This window comes from Ferrimonas balearica, from assembly GCF_019802085.1.
In the GTDB taxonomy this organism is placed as follows: domain Bacteria; phylum Pseudomonadota; class Gammaproteobacteria; order Enterobacterales; family Shewanellaceae; genus Ferrimonas; species Ferrimonas balearica_B.
This window is the reverse complement of the sequence record NZ_JAHVHV010000005.1, coordinates 134028-154812: the sequence shown is the minus strand read 5'-3', so window position 1 is coordinate 154812 and position 20785 is coordinate 134028. Positions and strand designations below refer to the sequence as shown.

The window sequence follows — 20785 nt, the reverse complement described above, 5'->3', positions numbered from 1 at the left end:
ACGAAACAGATAACTATAAAGAAGTAAGGAGAACCAGCTATGGCAGACAATATCGCCAAGCTTCAGGTCCCCGGTCAGGAGCCCGTGGAACTGCCTATTAAGTCAGGGACGGCCGGTCACGATGTGGTCGACATCAGCACCCTGGGCAAGAGCGGCTACTTCACCTTCGACCCGGGATTCATGGCGACCGCTTCCTGTGAATCTGAAATTACCTACATCGATGGCGCCAACGGCATTCTGCTGCACCGCGGCTACCCCATCGATCAGCTGGCCACCCAGTCCAGCTACCTGGAAGTGTGCTACTTGCTGCTCAACGGCGAGCTGCCCAGCCAATCCCAGATGCAGGAGTTCAAGACCCTGGTGACCTACCACACCATGGTGCATGAGCAACTGGCCCAGTTCTACCGCGGCTTCCGTCGCGACGCGCACCCGATGGCCATCCTGTGTGGTGTCGTCGGTGCCCTGTCCGCCTTCTACCACGACTCTTTGGACGTCAACGACGAGCACCACCGCGGCGTGGCGGCCATCCGCCTGATCTCCAAGATGCCGACCCTGGCCGCCATGGCCTACAAGTACAACCTGGGTCAGCCGTTCGTATACCCGCGTAACGACCTCTCCTTCGCCGGCAACTTCCTGAACATGATGTTCTCCGTGCCCTGTGAGGAGTACGTGGTCAACCCGGTGATCGAGCGCGCCATGGACCGCATCTTTATTCTGCACGCGGATCACGAGCAGAACGCCTCCACCTCCACCGTGCGTCTGGCCGGTTCCTCCGGTGCCAACCCCTTCGCCTGCATCTCCGCCGGCGTGGCCTCCCTGTGGGGTCCGGCCCACGGTGGCGCCAACGAGGCCTGCCTCAACATGCTCGAGGAGATCGGTTCCGTGGACCGCATCCCCGAGTTCATCGCCCGGGCCAAGGACAAGAACGATCCCTTCCGCCTGATGGGCTTCGGTCACCGGGTCTACAAGAACTTCGACCCCCGCGCCACTGTGATGCGTGAGACCTGCCACGAAGTGCTGGCGGAGCTGAACATCCAGGATCCGCTGCTGGACGTGGCCATGGAGCTGGAGCGCATCGCCCTGTCCGATGAGTACTTCATCGACAAGAAGCTCTACCCCAACGTGGACTTCTACTCCGGCATCATCATGAAGGCCATCGGCATCCCCACCTCCATGTTCACCGTGATCTTCGCCCTGTCCCGCACCGTGGGTTGGGTGTCTCACTGGCAGGAGATGCTGAGCCAGCCCGGCCACAAGATCGGCCGTCCGCGCCAGCTCTACACCGGCGCGCCCCAGCGCGACTACGTGCCCGGCAACCAGCGCTAAGCGCTCCCCCGGTCCAACAAGCCAGCCTTCGGGCTGGCTTTTTAGTGCCTTACGCCAAGGGGTGGCCCATTTGCGCAACATCTGCTTAAAGCCGCCATTACATCCTCAACACCAAATGACAAGCAATTGTATTTAAAGTGATTTTTCAGTTGGCACGACCCCTGCATTATCAGGCCGTCGATCAACACGATTAGGGAAAGTCACCATGTCATACCATCGCGCCCCCGCCCTGCTCCTGCTGCTGGCCCTGGTAGGGTGCGGTCAACCTGCGGCCGACGACGCCGTGGACACCGCCGCCACCGAGACCGAAGCCGAAGAGACCGCCCCGCGCCTGCCGGTGGAAACCCAGGCTGTCCAGCGGGACAGCATCTCCGCTTTCTACCGCACCACCGCCACCCTGGAGGCCCCGGAAGAGGCCCAGGTGGTCAGCCGCGTCAGTGGCATCATCGAGTCCCTCGAGGTTGAGGAGGGGCAATCGGTCAGCGCCGGTCAGGTGTTGGCCCGCATCGACTCCCGCCGCTACCGTCTGGCCCTGGACAAGGCTCAGGCAGAGCTGGACGTCATCGACCAGGAGCTGGAGCGGCTCAATGCCATAGCCAACCAGCAGCTGGTAAGCCAGGAGACCCTGGCCAAGCTCAAGTACCGCCGTCAGGCGGCCCTGGCGGAGCGGGACATCGCCGCCCTGCAGCTGGAGTACAGCGCCGTGGTCTCCCCCATCGACGGCGTGGTGGCCAAGCGCTTCGTCAAGCGGGGCAAGATGGCCGCCGAGTACGACTCCCTGTTCCACATCGTTCAGCAGGACACCCTGCACGGGATCCTGCACCTGCCGGAGCGGGAGCTGGCGCGGGTCCACCCCGGCCAGGAGGCACAACTGACCATCGCCGGTCTGGCCCAGGTTCAGCCGGCCAAGGTGCTGCGCATCGCCCCGGTGGTGGATGCCGACACCGGCACCTTCAAGATCACCCTGGAGGTGGCCAACCCCCGGGGCCTGTTGAAAGCGGGGATGTTCAGCCGCGCCCGTCTGCGCTTTGACACCCACGACAACACACTGGTGGTCCCCCGCATGGCGCTGCTGCGCCAGGACCAGGGCCACGCGGTGTTCGTGGTGGCCGAAGGCCAGGCCCAGAGCCGCACCGTGACCCTGGGTTACGAAGACGGCGAGTCAGTGGAGATCCTCACCGGTCTGGCGGTGGGCGAACAGGTGGTGGTGCGCGGCCAGCACCAGCTCAAGGATGAGGCCCAGGTGGAGGTGATCGACACCCTCCAGCTGGCGGCCCAGCGCTGAGGAGCCGACCATGAGCCTGATCCAAACCGCCATCAAACGCCCGGTCACCGTCTGGATGGGGATCTTCACCCTGCTGCTGTTCGGCATGGTGGGCTTCTCCCGTCTGGCGGTCACGTTGCTGCCGGAGATGAACTACCCCACCCTGACGGTGCGCACCCTCTATCCCGGGGCCGCCCCCATCGAGGTGGAGCAGCTGGTGTCCAAACCCATCGAGGAGGCGGTGGGGATCGTCAAGGGTCTGCGTCGCATGAACTCCACCTCACGGGCCGGTCTGTCGGACATCCAGCTGGAGTTCGAATGGGGCACCGACATGGATCTGGCGGCCCTGGACACCCGGGAGAAGCTGGACGCCATCCTGCTGCCCCTGGACATCGACAAGCCGCTGATCCTGCGCTTCAACCCCAACCTGGACCCGATCCTGCGCCTGGGGGTGCAAGCCCAGACCCAGGATGAGGCCAGCCTGATCGCCCTGCGCACCTGGGCGGACGACGATCTTAAACGTCAGCTCGAAGCGGTGCCCGGGGTGGCCTCGGTGCGCCCCTCCGGAGGCCTGGTCCGCGAGGTGCAGATCCTGGTGGACCAGGAGAAGCTGGCCCAGCTGAACCTCAGCCCCGACGCCCTGGTCAGCCGCATCGGCGCCGAGAACATCAACCTTTCCGCCGGCAAGCTCACCCAGGGCAGCCAGGAGCTGCTGGTGCGCACCCTGAACCAGTTCGACAGCGTCGAGACCCTGGCCAACGTCATCGTCTACCACCAGGAGGGCCGCCTGGTGCGCCTTCGGGATGTGGCCGAGGTGCGGGACGGCTACGCCGAGCGCACCGACGTCTCCCGGGTAGACGGCATGGACGCGGTGGAGGTGGCGATCTACAAGGAGGGCGACGCCAACGCGGTGGCGGTGGCCCAGGCGGTACGGGCCAAGCTCGACCAACTGGCCGAGCGTCCCGACGCCCGCAACATCACCGTCCTCTACGACCAGTCCCGCTTTATCCAGGGGGCGATCGACGAGGTCACCTCCGCCGCGCTCATCGGTGCCGTGCTGGCAATGCTGGTGATCTACCTGTTCCTGAGGGACATCCGCCCCACCCTTATCATCTCTCTGTCCATCCCCATCTCGGTGGTGGCCACCTTCAACCTGATGTACTTCGCCGACATCAGCCTCAACCTGATGTCCCTGGGGGGCATCGCCCTGGCGGTGGGCCTGTTGGTGGACAACGCCATCGTGGTGCTGGAGAACATCGACCGTCACCGGCAGCGCACCCCGGAGGATCGCGCCGGTGCCGCCCACCGGGGGACTGCCGAGGTGAGCGGTGCCATCACCGCCTCCACCCTGACCACCTTGGCGGTGTTTGTTCCCCTGCTCTTTGTTGAGGGGGTGGCCGGGGCACTGTTTGGCGACCAAGCCCTCACCGTCGCCTTTGCCCTGGTGGCCTCCTTATTTGTTGCCCTGACGGCCATCCCCATGCTGGCCGGCCGTCGGGGGTTCCAGTGGCCCCAGGGCGCCGAGCGCGCCCCCAAGGCCAAACCCACCACCGCCTGGGGCCGGGTGCGCCAGGCCTCCTCCACGGTGTTTGCCCTGCCCTTCGTGGTGCTGTTTCGCTACCTGCCGGCGCTGCTGTTCACCGTTGCGCTGGTGCTGGGGCGCCAGATAAAGCGCCTGGGTGGCTGGCTCTTTGCCCCCCTGGCCTGGGCCTTTGAGAAGCTCTACGGGGCGCTGGCCTGGTTCTACCCCAAGCTGCTGGGCCTGGCCCTGCGCCACCGTGGCCTGACCCTGGCCCTGGCCATTGGCATCACCGGCACCGCCGCCGCCCTGCTGCCGCGGCTGGGAATGGAGCTCATCCCGCCGATGAACCAGGGGGAGTTTTACCTGGAGGTCCAGCTGCCCCCGGGCACCGATGTGCGCCACACCGACCGGGTGCTGGACCGCCTGGCGGCGTCGATCCTCACCATGGACGAGGTGCACCACGCCTACTCCCAGGCCGGCAGTGCCGCCCTGCTCTCCTCCGCTTCCAGACGCAGCGGTGAAAACTGGGGCCGGCTCCAAGTGGTGCTGACCGATCCCAACGCCCAGGCCAAGGTGATGGCGGTGCTGAGGGACGAGGTGCGCCGCATCCCGGACCTGGAAGCGGAGCTCAAACAGCCGCAACTGCTGACCTTCAAGCAGCCCCTGGCCATCGAGCTGTCCGGCTACGATCTGGAGCGCCTCAAAGACGCCAGCACCACCCTGGCCAAGGCGCTGCAGGCCCACGGCCAGTTCAGTGACGTCACCAACAGCCTGCGGGACGGCCAGCCGGAGCTGGCCATCCACTTCGACCACGCCCGCCTGGCGGCCCTGGGACTGACCGCGCCGGACGTGGCGGCCCGCATCGCCACCCTGGTGGGGGGCACCGTGGCCTCCCGCTACACCCTCAATGACCGCAAGATCGACATCCGGGTGCGGGCGGACGAAAGCGCCCGCCGCCAGGTGGCGGACATTCGCGCCCTTATCGTCAACCCCGGTGCCGCCCGCCCCATCCCCCTGGATGCGGTGGCCACCGTCGAGCAGACCGTGGGCCCGGCGGCCATCAACCGCATCGCCCAGCAGCGGGCGGCCATCGTCAGCGCCGGCCTCAGTCAGGGCACCCTGAGCGAAGGGGTGGCCGAGGCCCGTCAGCTGCTGAGCAGCCTGGCCCTGCCCTCGGGCATCGAGGTGCGCTTCGGCGGTCAGAACGAGGAGATGGAGCAGTCCAGCACCTCGCTCAAGATCGCCCTGGCCCTGGCGGTGTTCCTGGTGTACATCGTGATGGCCAGCCAGTTCGAGTCCCTGCTGCACCCGCTGCTGATCCTGGCGGCGGTGCCCATGGCCCTGGCCGGTTCGGTGCTGGGCCTGTGGCTGACGGGCACCGCCCTGTCGGTGCTGGTGTTCATCGGCCTTATCATGTTGTGCGGCATCGTGGTGAACAACGCCATCGTGCTGGTGGATCGCATCAACCAGTTGCGGGCCCAGGGGCACAGCCGCCTGTCCGCCATCGAGCAGGCCGCCGAGAGCCGCCTGCGTCCCATCCTGATGACCACCCTGACCACCACCCTGGGGCTGCTGCCCATGCTGCTGGGGCTGGGGGAAGGCGCCGAGCTGCGCGCCCCCATGGCGGTGACGGTGATCTTCGGCCTGGCGCTGTCCACCCTGCTCACCCTGGTGGTGCTGCCGGTGCTCTACGCCCTGTTTGACCGTGCCGAGCGCGCACCGGAGGTGGCCCATGGCTAATCCCAACGGTTTGACCGCCCTGGCACTGAAACGCCCGGTGACCGTCACCATGGGCTTCGTCGCCCTGCTGCTGCTGGGGCTGGTGGCCACCCGGCTGCTGCCCCTGGAGATGTGGCCCGGACTGGAGATCCCCCAAATCACCGTACAGGTGCCCTACAACGGCGGCTCCCCGGAAGAGGTGGAGCGGGAGATCACCGCGGTGCTGGAGGAGTCCCTGGCCACCCTGTCCGGGGTCAAGCGGATGACCTCCGGCTCCAGCCAGACCGAGTCCTGGGTGCGGATGGATTTCGACTGGGACGAGTCCATCGCCAGCAAGGTGGTGGAGGTGCGCGAACGGGTGGACTCGGTGCGCCACCTGCTGCCCAGCGACGTCGAGCGGGTGATGCTCTGGCAGTTCTCCACCGCCGACATGCCGATCCTGACCCTGCGTCTCTCCTCCGCCCGGGATCTGTCCGGCGCCTGGGACCTGCTGGACAAGCAGCTCAAGCGCCCCATCGAGCGCCTGGCCGGGGTCTCCAAGGTGAACCTCTACGGGGTGCAGCCCCAGGAGATCCAGATTCGCCTGGACGCCCAGCGGATCACCGCCGCCGGCATCGATCCCAACTGGCTGGCCCAGCAGCTCGCAGCGCAGAACTTCGTGGTTAGCGCCGGGGATCTGCGCACCGGCTCCGCCCTGTGGCAGGTCTCCCCCAAGGGGGAGTACCGGTCGCTGGACGCCATCCGCGACCTGACGGTGGTGCGCGGCGTCACCCTGGGGGAGATCGCCGACATCGACTACAGCCTGCCGGAGATGGTGGACGGGCGTCACCTGGACCGGGAGTACGCCGTGGGCCTGGACGTGTTCAAGGAGTCCGGCGCCAACCTGGTGGCGGTGGCAGACCGGGTGTTGACAGTGGTCGACGGTGCCCGGGACAACCCGCAGTTTGACGGCATCGAACTGTTCGTGATGGACGACCAGGCCGACGGAGTAAAATCCTCCCTGAGCAACCTGGCCAGCGCCGGTCTGATGGGCGCCGGGCTCTCCTTCCTGGTGCTCTTCCTGTTCCTGCGCAACCCGCTGACCACGGCGCTCATCGTGGTCTCCGTCCCCCTGTCGGTGGGGATCACCCTGGGGGTGATGTACCTGCTGGGCTACACCCTCAACATCCTCTCCATGATGGGGCTGCTGCTGGCGGTGGGGATGCTGATCGACAACGCCGTGGTGGTCAGTGAAAGCGTGCTGCAGCAGGACCCCAGCGACCGCTTCAAAGCGGTTACCGGCGGGGTGGACAAGGTGGCCCTGGCGGTGATGGCCGGCACCCTGACCACCGCCATCGTCTTCCTGCCCAACATCTTCGGCGTCAAGGTGCAGCTGACGGTGTTCCTGGAGCACGTGGCCATCGCCATCTGTCTGTCGCTGATGGCCAGCTTGCTCATCTCCCGCACCTTGCTGCCGCTGCTGCTCTACCGCTTCGGCCACTTCGGCCAGACCGCCCGGGTGCCTAAGGCCCCGCGGTACAAGCGCGCCCTGGCCTGGACCCTGGACCACCCGAAAAGCGCCGGCGCCATCGCCCTGCTGTTGCTGGCCAGCACCGCCCTGCCCCTGTCCCAGATGCAGATGGCGGACGACGATGACGGCGGCGACGATCGGCTGTTCATCAACTACCACCTGGAGGGGCGTCACAGCCTGCGGGTGACCGAGGGGATGATCAACCAGATGGAGGCCTACCTGTACGCCAACCAGGAGCGCTTCGGCATCGAGTCGGTGTACAGCTACTTCTCCGCCGACAACCTGCAGACCACCTTGCTGCTCACCGATCCCCTGCCGATGCCGCGCAAGGAGCTGATGGCCGAGATCCGCGAGGGCTTCCCCAAGTACGCCTACGCCCAACCGGAGTTTGGCTGGCAGGGGGGCGACGACCGGGGCATGCGCTTCTACCTGCGGGGCCGCTCCACCACCACCCTTATCGAGCTGGCGGAACAGATCACCCCGATGATCGCCCGCATCGAGGGGCTGTCGGACGTGCGCTCAGACCTGAACGGCGGCCAGCGGGAGCTGGTGGTGCGCTTCGACCGGGACAAGCTGGCCCGACTGGGGCTCAGCCTCCAGGACAGCGCCCAGTTGCTGGCCACCGCCCTTCGGGGCCAGACCCTGCGCTCCTTCCGCCACGATCCCAACGGCGAGGTGCAGATCAAGCTGATGTGGCAGCCCCAGTGGCGCCAGTCACTGACCCAGCTGCGTGAACTGCCCCTGGGCCGGGTGGCCGGGCGGGTGATCACCCTGGAGCAGGTGGCCACCCTGACCGAGCAGGCCCGGCTGGAGGAGATCCGCCACGAGGGACGCCAGACCGCCCTGGCCATCGGCGCCAACGTTGACGGCAAGGACTTCGACCAGCTGCGGGAGGAGATCACCGCATTGATGGACACCGTGGCCCTGCCCGAGGGGTACAGCTACAGCTTCGGCGGCGGCTTCCAGTACCAGGACGAGAGCCAGGCGTTGATGGTCACCAACATGCTGCTGGCGGTGGCGATGATCTACATCGTGATGGCGGCACTGTTCGAATCCCTGCTGCTGCCCACTGCGGTGATCAGCTCCATCCTGTTCTCCATCACCGGGGTGTTCTGGACCTTTCTGCTCACCGGCACCGACATGAGCATCATGGGGATGATCGGGATCCTGGTGCTGATGGGGGTGGTGGTGAACAACGGCATCGTGCTGGTGGATCAGATCAACCAGCGGGAGCCGGACCTGACCCGGATGCGCCAGGCGATCCTCGACGCTGCGGTCACTCGTTTGCGTCCGGTGATGATGACGGTGGCCACCACCATCCTGGGCCTGCTGCCCCTGGCGCTCAACGACACCCGGCTGGCCGGGGGCGGTCCCAGCTACACCCCGATGGCCATCGCCATCATCGGTGGCCTGGCCTTCTCCACCCTCACCAGCTTGTTCCTGGTGCCCTACCTCTACCTGATGCTGTGCCGTCTGCGTCACCGGGTGGCCACCGGGGTGGGCAATGTGCTGGCCTGGCGGGCCCGCACCCTGCCCAGCTGGCTGTAACAAAAAAGCCGGGCCCTCGGGTCCGGCTTCCTTTACGGCCCATTCGCCGGGTTTATGCCTCTAACCATTTCTTTGGCTGGCAAAAATCCCCATTACCTTCTAGCCTAGAGGGCCAGCACTGAGGGAGATCATGGAATGATACGCTACGGACAGCTGTTTCTGCTCTTGTGGAGCACCACCGCCCTGGCCGCCCAGGCCCCGAACCCCAACGACCGCTTTGCCAATGTCACCATCGAAGCGCAGCAGCTGCGTCCGGGGATCCACATGCTCACCGGCGCCGGCGGCAACATCGGCGTCAGCAGCGGCGAAGACGGTCTTTTGCTGATCGACGATCAGTTCGCCCCCCTGGCCAAGCGCATCGAGGCGGCCCTGGCCGAGATCCAGCCCGGGCCTGTGCGCTTTGTCATCAACACCCACCACCACGGGGACCACACCGGGGGCAACGCCCACTTCGGCCGCGACGGTACCGTCTTTGCTCACCACAACGTGCTCAAGCACCTGAAGGCGGATCCCAAGGTCAGCCCCGAGCAGTGGCCGGTGGTCACCTTTGACGACGGCATCGAGGTGCACTTCAACGGCCAGCGGATCCGGGTGATCCACCTCGGCGCCGGACACACCGACGGCGACGCCCTGGTGTGGTTCGAGGAGCAGGGGGTGCTGCACATGGGCGATCTCTTCTTTAAAGACCGTTTTCCCTATGTAGATCAAACCCATGGGGGGACGGTTCGGGGCTATACTGAAAGGGTAAGGGAAGCGCTTCGCTGGACCGACGACCAGACCCTCATCATCCCCGGCCACGGTGATCTGGCCAACAAGGCCGACCTGTCCCGCTTTCTCACCATGCTCGAGGATTCCCTGCGCTGGGCCGAGTCCATGAAGGGCCAGCCCAAGGACGCGTGGCACGCCGCCGGCATGCCCGAGGCCTACCGCGACTGGTCCTGGTCCTTCATCAGCGAAACGCGATGGATCGACACCCTATGGCGGGAGATGGAGGAGTAAGCCATGATCGCACTCGCCCTGTTCGTTCTCGGCGGCCTGGTGCTGGCGCTGTTGCCTGTCTACGTGGGCTGTCGTGTATTGCGGGTGGGCAACCCCAGCTGGTGGGCGGCGCTGTTGGCGGTGGTCGCCGCGGTCGCCCTGCAGGACCTCGCCTTTGGCTACATCGACGACGACTCCCTGGCCTGGCTCGCCTCCCTGCTGCTGGCCGCCTTCGCCTTCTCGTTGCTGCTGGACACCAGCTACTGGCGGGGGCTGCTGATCGGCTCTTTGGTGCTGGCCGTGCAGTTGGTGGTCACATTTACCCTGCTCGGCGGCACGCCCCCCACCGAGGTGCTGGACCAACGGATCACTGCGGCCCAGGAGGAGCTCTGGCCGGAGTACCACAACTGAGCGCCCTGGCCACAACCCACAAAAAACGCCGCGCAGTTGCGCGGCGTTTTTTGTGTCGGCCCTCAGGCGAGATGCTGTCGCACCCGCTCCAGGTCCTCGGGGGTGTCCACCCCCGCCGGGGGCGGCTCGATGGCTTCCGCCACGTGGATCTTCTCCCCCTGGTAGAGCACCCGCAGCTGCTCCAGCGACTCGATGGTCTCCAGCGGGCTCACCGGCCAGGCCACGTACTGGCGGATAAAGCCGGCCCGGTAGGCGTAGATCCCCACATGGCGCAGGGCACCGGGGCTGACGCTGGGTCCTTCGGCGAACCCGTCCCGGTCCCAGGGGATGGGAGCCCGGCTGAAGTAGAGCGCGTGACCGGCGCCATCGCACACCACCTTGACCGCGTTGGGGTTGTGCATCTCCTCGGCGTCCTCGATGGCCACCCCCAGGGTGGCCATGCCGGCCTGCCCCTGAGCCAGGTTGTCCGCCAGCTGACGGATGTTGGCCTCGGGAATGAGCGGCTCGTCCCCCTGGACATTGACCACTATGGTGTCGTCCGCCAGGGCCAGGGTTTCCACCACCTCCGCCAGACGTTCGGTGCCGCTTTGATGATCCGGTGAGGTCATCAACACGTCACACACCCCGTCCAGGGCGTCCACCACCCGCTGATCGTCGGTGGCCACGATCACCCGCTCGGCACCGGCGGCCTGGGCGCGCTCGGCCACGTGCTGGATCATCGGTTTACCTGCAATGGCCGCCAGGGGCTTGCCCGGCAGCCGGGTGGAGGCGTAGCGAGCGGGGATCACCACCACGAAACCCATGGCTCAGGCCTCGTCGCGGTAGGGCTCGGCGCGGTCTTCCAGCAGCACCGGGATCCCCTCGGTGATGGGGTACACCAGACGATCCGCTTTGCAGATCAGGCGATCCCCTTCACGGTCGTACTCCAGCTTGCCCTTGCACACCGGGCAGGCGATGATCTCCAGCAGCTTGTTGTCAAAGCTCATCGAGCAATTTCCTTCAGTTGACGCAAAAATTCGGTATCAAAATCGGTCCCCAAACTAGCAGTTACCGGTAGGTAATACCAGTTGGGGCGGGCAAAGGCGCGACACTTGACCGCGTCTTTCTCAGTCATCACCAGGGCACTGCCATCCGGGGTCAGCGCGGCCAGGGTGTCGGCCTCGTAGGCCTGATGATCAGCAAAGCCGTGACAAGCACTTAAGCTCAGCCCCAGCCCCTTGAGGGTGTCGAAAAACCGGGGCGGATGGCCGATCCCGGCCATGGCCACCAGCGGCTCAGCCGGCGACTCGCTGCCGCTGCCGTCCACCCGTTGCCACTGGTCAGGCACCAGGGTCATGGCCCACTCGCCCGATTGGGCCTCGGCACCGTTGCAGATCACCATGGCGCAGCGGCTCAGCCGAGCCGGGGACTCCCGCAGCGGCCCCATGGGCAGCAGGTGGCCATTGCCGAAGCGGCGCTGACCGTCCACCACGGCGATCTCCAGATCCCGGGCCAGGCGGTAGTGCTGCATGCCATCGTCGCTGACCAGGATGTCCACATCGCCCCGGTCAATCAGCAGGCGCGCCGCGGCCACCCGGTCCGGGCCCACGGCGACGGGCACGCCGCTGCGCTGGGCCATCAGGGCCGGCTCATCGCCGCTTTGGGCCGCGGGGGTCTCGGGTGTGACCGCCAGGGGATAGTGGGGCGCCTTGCCGCCATAGCCCCGGCTGATGATGCCGGGCCGGTAGCCGGCGCGTTTGAGCAGCTCGACCAGGTAGAGCACCGTGGGGGTCTTGCCATTGCCGCCGACGCTGATGTTGCCCACCACCACCACGGGCGCCGGCAGGGTCTCAGCCTTGAGCCAGCCACGGCGGTAGGCCCAGCGGCGCAGGCCGCTGATAAGCGCAAAAAGCCCGGTCAGAGGGGCGAGCAGGTAGAGGGCGGGATGGCCCTGCTGCCAGGCCCGCTCCAGCGCTTGGCTCATCCTACTCCCCTGCCTGCAGTTGCTGCAGCTGGGCGTAGATCCCGCCGTGGGCCATCAGCTCGGCGTGGTCGCCGCGCTCGACGATCTGGCCCTTCTCCATCACCACAATCTGGTCGGCGTTCTCGATGGTGGAGAGGCGGTGGGCGATCACCAGACTGGTGCGTCCCTGTTGCAAGGTCTCCAGTGCCGCCTGGATGGCGCGTTCCGATTCGGTGTCCAACGCCGAGGTGGCCTCGTCGAGGATCAGAATCGGGGCGTCCCGCAGCAGGGCCCGTGCGATGGCAATGCGCTGGCGCTGACCGCCGGAGAGCAGCACGCCGTCCTCCCCCACCAGGGTGTCCAGCCCCTCGGGCAGGTCCTTGACGAAGTCCATTACGTGGGCCGCCTCGGCCGCCGCCTCGATCTGCGCCCGGGTGACCTTATCGTCACAGGCGTAAGCGATGTTGTTGGCGATGCTGTCGTTGAACAGGATCACCTGCTGGGAGACCAGGGCAATCTGACTGCGCAGGCTGCTCAGGGTGACGTCACGGACATCGACGCCGTCGATGGTGATGCGTCCCTGGTCGGTCTCGTAGAAGCGGGGCAACAGGCTCGACAGGGTGGACTTGCCGGAGCCGGAGCGGCCCACCAGGGCCAGGGTCTGACCGGCGGGAATGGTGAGGTCAATCGCCTTGAGGACGTTGTCGCTCTCGGGGGTGTAGCGGAAGCTCAGGTTGTCGAAGCGCACCTCGCCCCGGACGTTTTTGAGCTCGGTCTGGCCGTTGTCCGCCGCTTCCATCTCATCCAGCACCTCGAACACGCTGGACGCGGCGGCGATGCCCCGCTGGAACTCGGCGTTGACCCGGGTCAGGTGTTTGACCGGCGTCATCAGGCCCATCATGGCGCCGATGATGGCGACGAAGGAGCCCGGGGTGAGGCTGTCCAGGACACTGGGGAAACTGGCGGCAAAGAGCACCACCGCCAGGGCCATGGAGCCGATGATCTGGATCGCCGGCTGGCTGATGGCTTGGGCGGCCGCCAGCTTCATGTTCTGCTGCCGGGTGCGGTTGTTGACCTTGGCAAAGCGCTCCGCTTCCACCTCCTGGCCGCCGAAGGCCAGCACGTTGCGGTGGCCTTTGAGCATCTGCTCCGAGGCGCTGGTCACGCCCCCCATGGCCGCCTGGATGTTCTTGGAGATCTTACGGAAGCGCCGACTTACCACGGTGATCACCCAGGCCACGATGGGCCCCACCAGGAAGAAGATGGCGGACAGCTGCCAGCTTTGCCAGAACATGATGAACAGCAGGCCGATCACGGTGAAGCCGTCACGCACCATGCTGATCAGGGCGTTGGAGGAGGCCCGGGAGACCTGCTCGGTGTCGTAGGTGATCTTGGAGATGAGGTCGCCGCTGGAGCGGTTATCGAAGAAGGTGACCGGCAGCTTCAGGTACTTCTCGAACACCGCCTGGCGCATGGCGCGGATCACGTGCTGAGAGACCCAGGCCATGCAGTAGGTGGAGACGAAGTTGCCCAGGCCCCGCACCATAAAGAGGCCCACCACCACCAGGGGCGCCCACTTGAAGGTGCTGGCATTGCCCTCCGCCAGGCCGCTGTCGATGAGCGGCTTGACCAGGTAGATCATGGCGGCATCCACACCGCCGTACACCGCCATGGCCAGGATGGCGGCGACGAAGGCCATCTTGTAGGGCAGGACGTAGGGCCACAGCCGCTTGAAGGTGGGCCAGGCTTGGTTCTGATTATCTGCGCTCATGAACGCCTTAAGGCTTGGATTCCAAAGGGGCCATCATACTCCCCAGCGTAGGGGATACCAATGGCTACCCCACATTTTGGCCCTTACTGGCGGTTATACCACCAGGGGGCGCGATGGCGACGGTAGCTGACCGCCCTCACCGCCCCCTCCGGGGGGAAGTGCACCGTGATCTGCCCCTCCTCGCCGGACACCCAGACTTGGCTGTCCAGCGCCTCATAGCGGGCCCGCACCGCCGCCTTGGGAAAGCCCCAGCGGTTGCCCCAGCCGGCGGGCACCAGCACCCACTGGGGGGCCAGGGCCTGCACAAAGGGGGCCGAGCTGGAACTGGCGGAGCCATGGTGAGGACTCACCAACACGGTGCTTGGGCCCACGGCCCCGGCATTGAGCATCCGCCGCTCGGCGGCGGACTCCATGTCTCCGGGCAGCATCAGGCTGTGGCGACCGTCGTCGATGCGCAAGGTGCAGGAGCCATTGTTGCCGGCAAGGTTCGCTTGCCACCAGCTCAGACGAAGCCCCTGCCAGTGGCTGGGGCCGCGGTGACAGGGCGCCCCGCCATAGCCCAGATGATGGGCCACCGGCATCGCCCCGGTGATGGCATCGAGGCCACCTGCGTGGTCGTTATCCCCGTGGCTGACCACCAGAAGATCCAACTCGCTGGCGCCTCGGGCGTGGAGAAAGGGCAGCACCACCTGGCGGGCGTAGCTGTAGCCGCTGGGGAAGGCCGCCCCGGTGTCATAGAGCAGATACCGGCCTTGGCGCTCCACCACCGCCGCCAGTCCCTGGCCCACATCCAGCAGGTGCAATCGCCATCCCGGCGCGGGAAACGCCAGGGCGCTCGCCAGCGGCAGGCACAGCAGCGCCCCCTGCCAGGCCCAGCCGCGCCAGGGCCGCAGCACCACCAGCACCAGGGCCAGGAGCAGCAGCGCCAGCATCCACCAGGCGCTGCCGGGCATCGGCCCCGCCAGCCAGGGCCAGTGCGAAGAGGCGGACTCGCTGGCCTCGGCCACCCAAACCAGCGGCGCCAGGCTCCAGTCCGCCCATTGCAACAGTACCGGCGCCCACTGGGGTACGGCCAGGGCCAGCAAGCCACAGAGCAGGCAGACAGGCAGGATCAGAAGGGAAAACAGGGGCAAGATGAGCAGGTTGGCCCACAGGGCATTCAAGGTGTAGCTGCCAAACCAGAACCCCTGTATCGCCACCAGCACCAGGGTCAAACCGCTTTGCAGATACACCAGGTGAACCAGGCGCGCCCAGGCCCCCTGACCACAGGGGCGGGCCCAGTTGAGCAGCAGTAAGGTGGCCACCGCGCCAAAGGAGAGCCAGAAGCCGGCGCTCAATGCCGCCAGGGGCGCAAACAGCAGCACCAGGGCGGCGGCCCGCAGCAGGATCTCCCAGGGCCGGGCGTCCCGGCCCCGCCACAACAGCGCCAGGGCCAGGATCACCATCACCGCCGCCCGTCGGGTGGGCAGTCCGTACCCGGCCAGGGCCCCGTACCCCAACACCGCAAGTGCCGCCAGCACCCAGGCCAGGGGGCGCCCCCGACCGGCGGGATCCGGCCAGAGCCGGGGCAAAAGGACCCGACCGAGGCCCAGGCAGAGGCCGGCGACGATGGTCAGGTGCAGCCCGGAGATGGCCACCAGGTGCATCAGGCCGGAGGCCCGAAGGCTTTGCCAGCGCGCCTCGTCCAGTCCCCGCCGGTCCGCCAGCACCAAAGCGCGGATGAGGTCTCCCTGGGGCAGAGTCGCGGTTTGGGTGGCCAGGGTGTCCGCCAGGGATTGCCGCCAGTGTCGCTCGGCGGACAGCCGGCTGCCCTCCCGCACGTAGCCGGTGGCGCTGACCCCATCGGCCAACAGTTGGCGTCGTCGGTTACCACTGCCCTGGTTGAGCACGCCGTGGGGGGCCTTCAGGGTGACCGTCAGTCGGTAGCGCTCCCCCTGGGCCAGCGGCGGCCCCCGATACCAGCCCAAACGAACGCGGTTCGGCCACCAGGGGGCCGGCTCGGCGCCATCAATTTGCTCGACCTGCCAATCGGATCGCTGATATATTTCGTCGCCGGTCGGCAGCGACGCCACCGTCGCCACCAGGGTGACGGTGCCGGGCGAGAGCGGGCGCTCGGGATGGACCAACCGATGTGCCTGGCAGTGGAGCAGCACCAACCCCAGCGTCACCCCCAGCCAAAAGGGGGAACGCCGAAGTAATACCACTGCGGGTATACTGATAAGAATAAAGGGCATAGGGAGTAAGCCCGGCCACACCATGGCCAGCGCTAAAGCGGTTACCCAGCCCATCAGGAATCCGTTCACACTGAACGTTTAGGTGATACTGACGCACTATGCCAAAGAAGACGATCCAGAGATTCATGCCGGATCCGGAAGTGATCCGCCAACATAAGAGCCTCCGTCATCTGGGACCCTGGATGCAGCGGCCGAATCTCTGGCACCTCAATCGCCGCTCCGCGTCGGGCGCCCTGGCCTTGGGCGTGCTGATCGCCTGGGTGCCCATCCCTTTTCAGATGGTGGTGGCCGCCCTGGTGGCGATCACCGTGGGCGTTAACCTGCCCCTGGCGGTGGCCACCGTCTGGGTCTCCAACCCGATCACCATGCCCATCATGTTTTACGCCGCCTACCTGACCGGTACCTGGGCGCTGGATTGGGAGCGCACCGGCTTCCATTTTGAGCTGAGCTGGCACTGGCTGATGGAGAGCCTCAACTCCTTCGGCCCCCCCTTCCTGTTCGGCTGCGCCCTGCTGGGACTGGCCAGCGCGGGCTTCACCTACCTGGTGATCAACAGCCTGTGGCGCTACTCCATTTTGTTCAGTTGGCGTAAACGCCGGGACCTGCGCCGCGGCGGGTTCGACCAGTAACAACAAAGGGGCCCCATGGCCCCTTTGTCACACCCTGCCCCCCTACAACTGGCGAATGCGCCGGATCTCCGCGTCATCGATGCCCAGGGACTCAAGAAACTGCTGATGGGCCTCGGGCTCCATCCGCTCAAAGTTGCGATGCCAGTCGCGCATCGCCGCCTCGTCGAAGCCCGAAGCGGCCATGATCGCCACCCAGCGCGCTTTGGTGACCGCCTGCTCCGGCAGCGGCAGCCCCGGCTCCAGCACCGCCAATATGGCCCGTTGCTGGGCCCGCAGCCGGGCGATCTCCTGCTCCAGCTGGTGAAAGTGCTCCTTGAGCAGCTTGGGCTGCCCGCTGTCCTCCCCCTCCAGCAACTGGCGGATGCGCGCCAGCGGCAATCCGTAGCTGCGGTAAGCGGCGATCTGCGCCAACCGGGCCTGGGCCTCGGGGCCATAGAGCCGGTAGCCGCTGTCGGAACGCGTGGTGGGGCTCAACAGCCCCGCCCGCTCGTAGTAGAGCAGCGTGGTGCGCGACAGCTTGGCCTGACGCGCCAACTGAGTCACGGTCAACATCGGGGAATCGCCTTGATCATCGAGGTTTGAAGCATTGGGGTCATTATCGACTCCCTTTGCCCCGGCGCCAAGCCACCAGGGGCACCGCCACGCTGGCCAACAACAGGGCCACACCCGCCAAAGCCAGGGCGTTGGGCACCTCGCCAAAGAGGGCGTACCCCAACACCAGGGCGTAGAGGATCTGCACGTAACCGACGTTGCTCACCAGGTTGGCCTCGGCGTGTTTCAGGGCGCTCACCCCAAGCCAGGTGGCCAAGGCCGACAACCCGCCCACCAACAGGAGCAGGCCCCACTGCTCCGTCGTAGGCCAGCGCCACTGCGCTAGAGCCGGCCCCAGGGCCACCAAACCCACCAGCACCGCCTGGTAGCTCAGCAGCAGCGTACGGGAGCTGCGCTGGGCCAGCCGGCGTACGCAGGTGGCGGCCACGGCAGCCCCCAGGGCGGCGCCCAAGCCTGCCAGAACATAGCGCCAGGCAGGGTCGGCGAACTGGGGCTGGATCACCAGGCAGACGCCGGCAAAGCCCACCCCCAGGATCACCATGCGGGACAGATCCACCAACTCCCGAAGCCAGAGCCGAGCGATGAGCGCCACAAAGAGCACCTGGGTAAACCCCAGGGCCGTGGCGTCCGCCAGGGGCAGGTTGCTGACCGCCAAAAAGCCCAGGGCCAGGGAGGCAAAGGCCCCAATAATGCGGACGCCGTGCAGCAGGCCATCACGGGGGTGGAACAGCGCCGGGCCGAGGCGCCACATCAGCGGCAGCAGCAAGAGGACAAACACCCCCTGTCGCACCAGCAAGATCTGAAACACCCCAATCCCCTCGCTCAGCACACGCACCAGGGCGCCCACCAGCACAAAGAGCGCCGAAGATACGAGGGCCAGTAGGACGCCCCGGGTCGGGTCCGTCAGGGACCAGCGCCAGGGCGCAGCCTTAGGGGCCAGGGAGATAAGGGGTCGAGGGGCCATGCACCGCTCCGGTAACAACATAAGAGACCGGAGAGTGTGAACCCTGCACCTGTAGACGGGTCAAGGTACCAGGGAGGAAGAAGGAGTCAGGTATCGAGCCGTTTCAGCATCCGGGCCGGGGTGCCGCCCACCAGGCAATCGGGCGGCACATCCTGGTTCACCACCGAGTTGGCGGCCACCACGCTGCGCGCGCCGATGGTGACCCCGCCATTGATCACCGCGTTGCCGCCGATCCAGACATCGTCCTCCACGGTAATGGGGCGACAATGGGTTTCCCACTGGCGTCTTTGGCGATGGTCCAGCGAGTGGGAGGCGGTGTAGAACTGGACACTGGGGCCCACCATCACGTTATTGCCCAGGGTGATGGCGGCACCGTCCAGCATCACCACGCCGGTGTTGATAAAGGTGTTCTGGCCCAGGCGGATCTGGCGGCCAAACTCGCAGTTAAAGGGGGTGCGCACCAAAGCCCCCTCCCCCATCTGGCCGAGCAGCTCACGAAACAGCGGTTGGGTCAGCTCGAACCGGGGGCAGTGGGCAATGCGGTGCTGCAGATCGAAGGCGCGGTCGCGCACGGCACAGATCTCGGGATCGGCGCCATCGAACGCTTCGCCATTGAGCATTTTTTGGTATTCGGTCATGGGTTATCGCTTATTGAGCGGCGGGGATTTACAGGGCCTTCGCCGGGTTCGGGTGACGTAGTACGCACAAGGGCTCGCTCCTCAGCCACGTTCGCAGCAGGGAGCGCCCTCCTGAATGGGGGGACAGGGCACGGTACCAAAGGAGCAATAAACGCAGCAATCCCCCTTGTGGGGGGTCAGCAGTGCCTGACAGCCTAGGCATTCGTAAAACCACTGGCAGGCGTTGGTGGGCATCCGTTCAGTGGCCTGGTGGCCACACTTGGGGCAGGTAATGGTGGACTCAAGGACGGGTCTGAACATGGGCTTAGCCCCGGTGCATCGGCATGCGTCAAGGATACCACCTTGGCCTTACCCGAAGGGGTGATCAGCATTGGCAATCGGAGTCAGTCAGGTTAGCTTTAAAACTCAGCAATCGTCATTGCTACGGCAATCGATAGACATCGACCCTTATCTGATTTGCGACTCCGGCAAAGAGCAGTCATCGCAATACACCACAACAGTGCCAAAATCACCCCAGAGCCCAAAACCTCCGTCGATTCGGTAAACCTCTTCCAACTCGCCCATGGTCGCCAAATCGCTTTCCGGGTGATGGATAAGACTGATACTGAGATGGTTCATCTCCACCCGTATAGGCGAACCGTCACGGTTGCTAAATTTGACATTCACCGAGTTGAACCTCGCATCGTCCACCGTAACGTTCAATGTCAGGTGTGCGCGATTTTGGGGAAGCTCCAATGATAAGAGATACCCGCCGACAATTTGCATCTACCACTACCCAGAGGTTGCTAAGTCACAAGTTTTTGAACTTACACAACTTAGCCATAATCGCCAATGACCTGATAAGCATTAAAAAATGGCAGATCTATGGTTGCCATTTCGATGACTTTGTCGCGCCAGAACGGTTTGGCTGCGTCGGCTAAGTGCGGTAGAGCACCTTAATGATGTGGTAGCCAAACTTGGTTTTGACCGGGCCGATGGGCTTTAGGATGGGGCCGGAGAACACCGCCTTGTCGAAGGCGGGCACCATGTCCCCTTTGCGAAACTCCCCCAGATGGCCCCCCTGTTTTTTCGATGGGCAGCTGGAGTGCTTCTTGGCGAGGGTCTGGAAATTGGCGCCCTTCTCCAGCTGCTTGAGCAGCTCCAGGGCTTTGGCTTCGTGCTTAACCAGGATGTGCAGGGCACTGGCGGTTTTGGCCATGGGGGTCTCCTCAAAAATCGGGCGCCAATGCTATCAGCTTTTCTCGGTTTCAGCGACGCGTGACAGGTAGTCACCCTGGAGCATGTACATGCGGATGGCGTCACGGTAGGCCCCGTCGGTAAAGAACTCCTCGACCAGGGTGCCCTCTTCGATAAAGCCAAACTCGCGATACAGGCGCACCGCCACGGTGTTCTCTACCGCCACCAGAAGGTACAGCTTGTGGATGTTCAGCACTTTGAACGCGTAATCCACCGCCTTGGCCATCACCGGACGGGCGTAGCCTTTTCCCTGGTGAGCCGGGTCGATGATGATCTGGAACTCAGCACGACGGTGGATATGGGTGATCTCCACCAACTCCACCAACCCAATCGCTTCCCCCTCGCTGTTTTCAGCGATAAAGCGACGTTCGGATTGGTCATGGATGTGCTTGTCGTAGAGCTGTTGCAGCTCCACATAGGCTTCATAGGGCTCCTCAAACCAGTAGGCCATGACCTGACGGTCATTGTTGAGGTTGTGAACAAAGCGCAGATCATCCCGCTCCAGCGGGCGAAGGCGGACAGCTACGGACATAGGTCTCCC

At 65.4% G+C, this 20785-nt stretch carries 19 protein-coding genes; 7 read left to right on the top strand and 12 right to left on the bottom strand.

Translation table 11 applies throughout. The features are described from left to right. Positions 1-39: 39 nt before the first annotated feature. The 6 genes from KUV81_RS17450 (at position 40) to KUV81_RS17425 (ending at position 10278) form a co-directional block, all read left to right on the top strand. A complete protein-coding gene (locus KUV81_RS17450; RefSeq protein WP_222545168.1) occupies positions 40-1326 on the top strand; it encodes a citrate synthase in 1287 nt (428 codons plus the stop codon). Positions 1327-1531: 205 nt separating this feature from the next. Next, on the top strand, positions 1532-2611 hold the full coding sequence (locus tag KUV81_RS17445) for an efflux RND transporter periplasmic adaptor subunit (protein ID WP_222545167.1): 1080 nt from the start codon (positions 1532-1534) through the stop codon (positions 2609-2611). A gap of 10 nt (positions 2612-2621) precedes the next feature. Next, the gene (locus tag KUV81_RS17440; RefSeq protein ID WP_222545166.1) at positions 2622-5852 is read left to right on the top strand and encodes an efflux RND transporter permease subunit; all 3231 of its coding nucleotides are present in this window, start codon (positions 2622-2624) and stop codon (positions 5850-5852) included. Then, positions 5845-8889 carry an efflux RND transporter permease subunit gene (locus KUV81_RS17435; protein ID WP_222545165.1) on the top strand — a complete coding sequence of 1015 codons (3045 nt, stop codon included), beginning with the start codon at positions 5845-5847 and terminating at the stop codon, positions 8887-8889. The genes KUV81_RS17440 and KUV81_RS17435 overlap by 8 nt, the downstream gene beginning before the upstream one ends. A 135-nt stretch (positions 8890-9024) precedes the next feature. Further along, on the top strand, positions 9025-9888 hold the full coding sequence (locus KUV81_RS17430; RefSeq protein WP_222545164.1) for an MBL fold metallo-hydrolase: 864 nt from the start codon (positions 9025-9027) through the stop codon (positions 9886-9888). Between the two features lie 3 nt (positions 9889-9891). Then, the gene (locus KUV81_RS17425) at positions 9892-10278 is read left to right on the top strand and encodes a hypothetical protein (RefSeq protein WP_222545163.1); all 387 of its coding nucleotides are present in this window, start codon (positions 9892-9894) and stop codon (positions 10276-10278) included. A 62-nt stretch (positions 10279-10340) separates the two neighbouring features. Here the strand turns inward: KUV81_RS17425 and kdsB are convergent, their stop codons facing one another. From kdsB to KUV81_RS17400, 5 genes are all read right to left on the bottom strand, one after another. After that, on the bottom strand, positions 10341-11081 hold the full coding sequence (gene kdsB / locus KUV81_RS17420) for a 3-deoxy-manno-octulosonate cytidylyltransferase (RefSeq protein ID WP_222545162.1): 741 nt from the start codon (positions 11079-11081) through the stop codon (positions 10341-10343). A gap of 3 nt (positions 11082-11084) precedes the next feature. Next, positions 11085-11264 carry a Trm112 family protein gene (locus tag KUV81_RS17415; RefSeq protein ID WP_222545161.1) on the bottom strand — a complete coding sequence of 60 codons (180 nt, stop codon included), beginning with the start codon at positions 11262-11264 and terminating at the stop codon, positions 11085-11087. Next, positions 11261-12241, bottom strand: a complete 981-nt coding sequence (gene lpxK / locus KUV81_RS17410) for a tetraacyldisaccharide 4'-kinase (protein ID WP_222545160.1) — start codon at positions 12239-12241, stop codon at positions 11261-11263. The genes KUV81_RS17415 and lpxK overlap by 4 nt, the downstream gene beginning before the upstream one ends. Position 12242: 1 nt before the next feature. Continuing rightward, positions 12243-13991, bottom strand: a complete 1749-nt coding sequence (gene msbA, locus KUV81_RS17405; RefSeq protein ID WP_222545159.1) for a lipid A export permease/ATP-binding protein MsbA — start codon at positions 13989-13991, stop codon at positions 12243-12245. A gap of 83 nt (positions 13992-14074) precedes the next feature. Then, positions 14075-16249, bottom strand: coding sequence for a DNA internalization-related competence protein ComEC/Rec2 (locus KUV81_RS17400; RefSeq protein ID WP_261389488.1), 2175 nt, complete (start codon positions 16247-16249; stop codon positions 14075-14077). A gap of 74 nt (positions 16250-16323) precedes the next feature. Here KUV81_RS17400 and KUV81_RS17395 point away from each other — a divergent pair, with 74 nt between their 5' ends. Further along, positions 16324-16854 (top strand): DUF2062 domain-containing protein, encoded by a 531-nt coding sequence (locus tag KUV81_RS17395; RefSeq protein WP_222545157.1) that lies wholly within the window; start codon positions 16324-16326, stop codon positions 16852-16854. 42 nt (positions 16855-16896) lie between these two features. Here KUV81_RS17395 and KUV81_RS17390 read toward each other — a convergent pair whose 3' ends face one another. The 7 genes from KUV81_RS17390 to speG all read right to left on the bottom strand — a co-directional run bounded on the left by KUV81_RS17390 (position 16897) and on the right by speG (position 20776). Continuing rightward, entirely contained in the window at positions 16897-17406 is a 510-nt protein-coding gene (locus tag KUV81_RS17390; RefSeq protein ID WP_222545156.1) for a MerR family transcriptional regulator, read from the bottom strand. 43 nt (positions 17407-17449) lie between these two features. Continuing rightward, positions 17450-18370: a DMT family transporter gene (locus tag KUV81_RS17385; protein WP_222545155.1), complete on the bottom strand. Its 921-nt coding sequence runs from the start codon at positions 18368-18370 to the stop codon at positions 17450-17452. 86 nt (positions 18371-18456) lie between these two features. Further along, positions 18457-19008, bottom strand: coding sequence for a sugar O-acetyltransferase (locus tag KUV81_RS17380; protein ID WP_222545154.1), 552 nt, complete (start codon positions 19006-19008; stop codon positions 18457-18459). Positions 19009-19089: 81 nt separating this feature from the next. Next, positions 19090-19308: a GDCCVxC domain-containing (seleno)protein gene (locus KUV81_RS19775; protein WP_261389473.1), complete on the bottom strand. Its 219-nt coding sequence runs from the start codon at positions 19306-19308 to the stop codon at positions 19090-19092. Positions 19309-19455: 147 nt separating this feature from the next. Next, on the bottom strand, positions 19456-19773 hold the full coding sequence (locus tag KUV81_RS17375; protein WP_222545153.1) for a hypothetical protein: 318 nt from the start codon (positions 19771-19773) through the stop codon (positions 19456-19458). Between the two features lie 151 nt (positions 19774-19924). After that, a complete protein-coding gene (gene ppiC, locus KUV81_RS17370; protein WP_222545152.1) occupies positions 19925-20206 on the bottom strand; it encodes a peptidylprolyl isomerase PpiC in 282 nt (93 codons plus the stop codon). A gap of 33 nt (positions 20207-20239) precedes the next feature. Further along, positions 20240-20776, bottom strand: a complete 537-nt coding sequence (gene speG, locus KUV81_RS17365) for a spermidine N1-acetyltransferase (protein WP_222545151.1) — start codon at positions 20774-20776, stop codon at positions 20240-20242. Positions 20777-20785 lie beyond the last annotated feature (9 nt).

Bases quoted from the DNA above. Each gene is read 5' to 3' on its own strand.
- KUV81_RS17400 (WP_261389488.1), bottom strand. From the start codon at position 16,249: ATGGTGTGGCCGGGCTTACTCCCTATGCCCTTTATTCTTATCAGTATA.
- lpxK (WP_222545160.1), bottom strand. From the start codon at position 12,241: ATGAGCCAAGCGCTGGAGCGGGCCTGGCAGCAGGGCCATCCCGCCCTC.
- KUV81_RS17440 (WP_222545166.1), top strand. From the start codon at position 2,622: ATGAGCCTGATCCAAACCGCCATCAAACGCCCGGTCACCGTCTGGATG.
- KUV81_RS17395 (WP_222545157.1), top strand. From the start codon at position 16,324: ATGCCAAAGAAGACGATCCAGAGATTCATGCCGGATCCGGAAGTGATC.
- KUV81_RS17430 (WP_222545164.1), top strand. From the start codon at position 9,025: ATGATACGCTACGGACAGCTGTTTCTGCTCTTGTGGAGCACCACCGCC.
- KUV81_RS19775 (WP_261389473.1), bottom strand. From the start codon at position 19,308: ATGTTCAGACCCGTCCTTGAGTCCACCATTACCTGCCCCAAGTGTGGC.
- KUV81_RS17380 (WP_222545154.1), bottom strand. From the start codon at position 19,008: ATGACCGAATACCAAAAAATGCTCAATGGCGAAGCGTTCGATGGCGCC.
- KUV81_RS17390 (WP_222545156.1), bottom strand. From the start codon at position 17,406: ATGTTGACCGTGACTCAGTTGGCGCGTCAGGCCAAGCTGTCGCGCACC.
- ppiC (WP_222545152.1), bottom strand. From the start codon at position 20,206: ATGGCCAAAACCGCCAGTGCCCTGCACATCCTGGTTAAGCACGAAGCC.
- msbA (WP_222545159.1), bottom strand. From the start codon at position 13,991: ATGAGCGCAGATAATCAGAACCAAGCCTGGCCCACCTTCAAGCGGCTG.
- speG (WP_222545151.1), bottom strand. From the start codon at position 20,776: ATGTCCGTAGCTGTCCGCCTTCGCCCGCTGGAGCGGGATGATCTGCGC.
- KUV81_RS17450 (WP_222545168.1), top strand. From the start codon at position 40: ATGGCAGACAATATCGCCAAGCTTCAGGTCCCCGGTCAGGAGCCCGTG.
- KUV81_RS17445 (WP_222545167.1), top strand. From the start codon at position 1,532: ATGTCATACCATCGCGCCCCCGCCCTGCTCCTGCTGCTGGCCCTGGTA.
- KUV81_RS17425 (WP_222545163.1), top strand. From the start codon at position 9,892: ATGATCGCACTCGCCCTGTTCGTTCTCGGCGGCCTGGTGCTGGCGCTG.
- KUV81_RS17435 (WP_222545165.1), top strand. From the start codon at position 5,845: ATGGCTAATCCCAACGGTTTGACCGCCCTGGCACTGAAACGCCCGGTG.
- KUV81_RS17375 (WP_222545153.1), bottom strand. From the start codon at position 19,773: ATGCAAATTGTCGGCGGGTATCTCTTATCATTGGAGCTTCCCCAAAAT.
- KUV81_RS17385 (WP_222545155.1), bottom strand. From the start codon at position 18,370: ATGGCCCCTCGACCCCTTATCTCCCTGGCCCCTAAGGCTGCGCCCTGG.
- kdsB (WP_222545162.1), bottom strand. From the start codon at position 11,081: ATGGGTTTCGTGGTGGTGATCCCCGCTCGCTACGCCTCCACCCGGCTG.
- KUV81_RS17415 (WP_222545161.1), bottom strand. From the start codon at position 11,264: ATGAGCTTTGACAACAAGCTGCTGGAGATCATCGCCTGCCCGGTGTGC.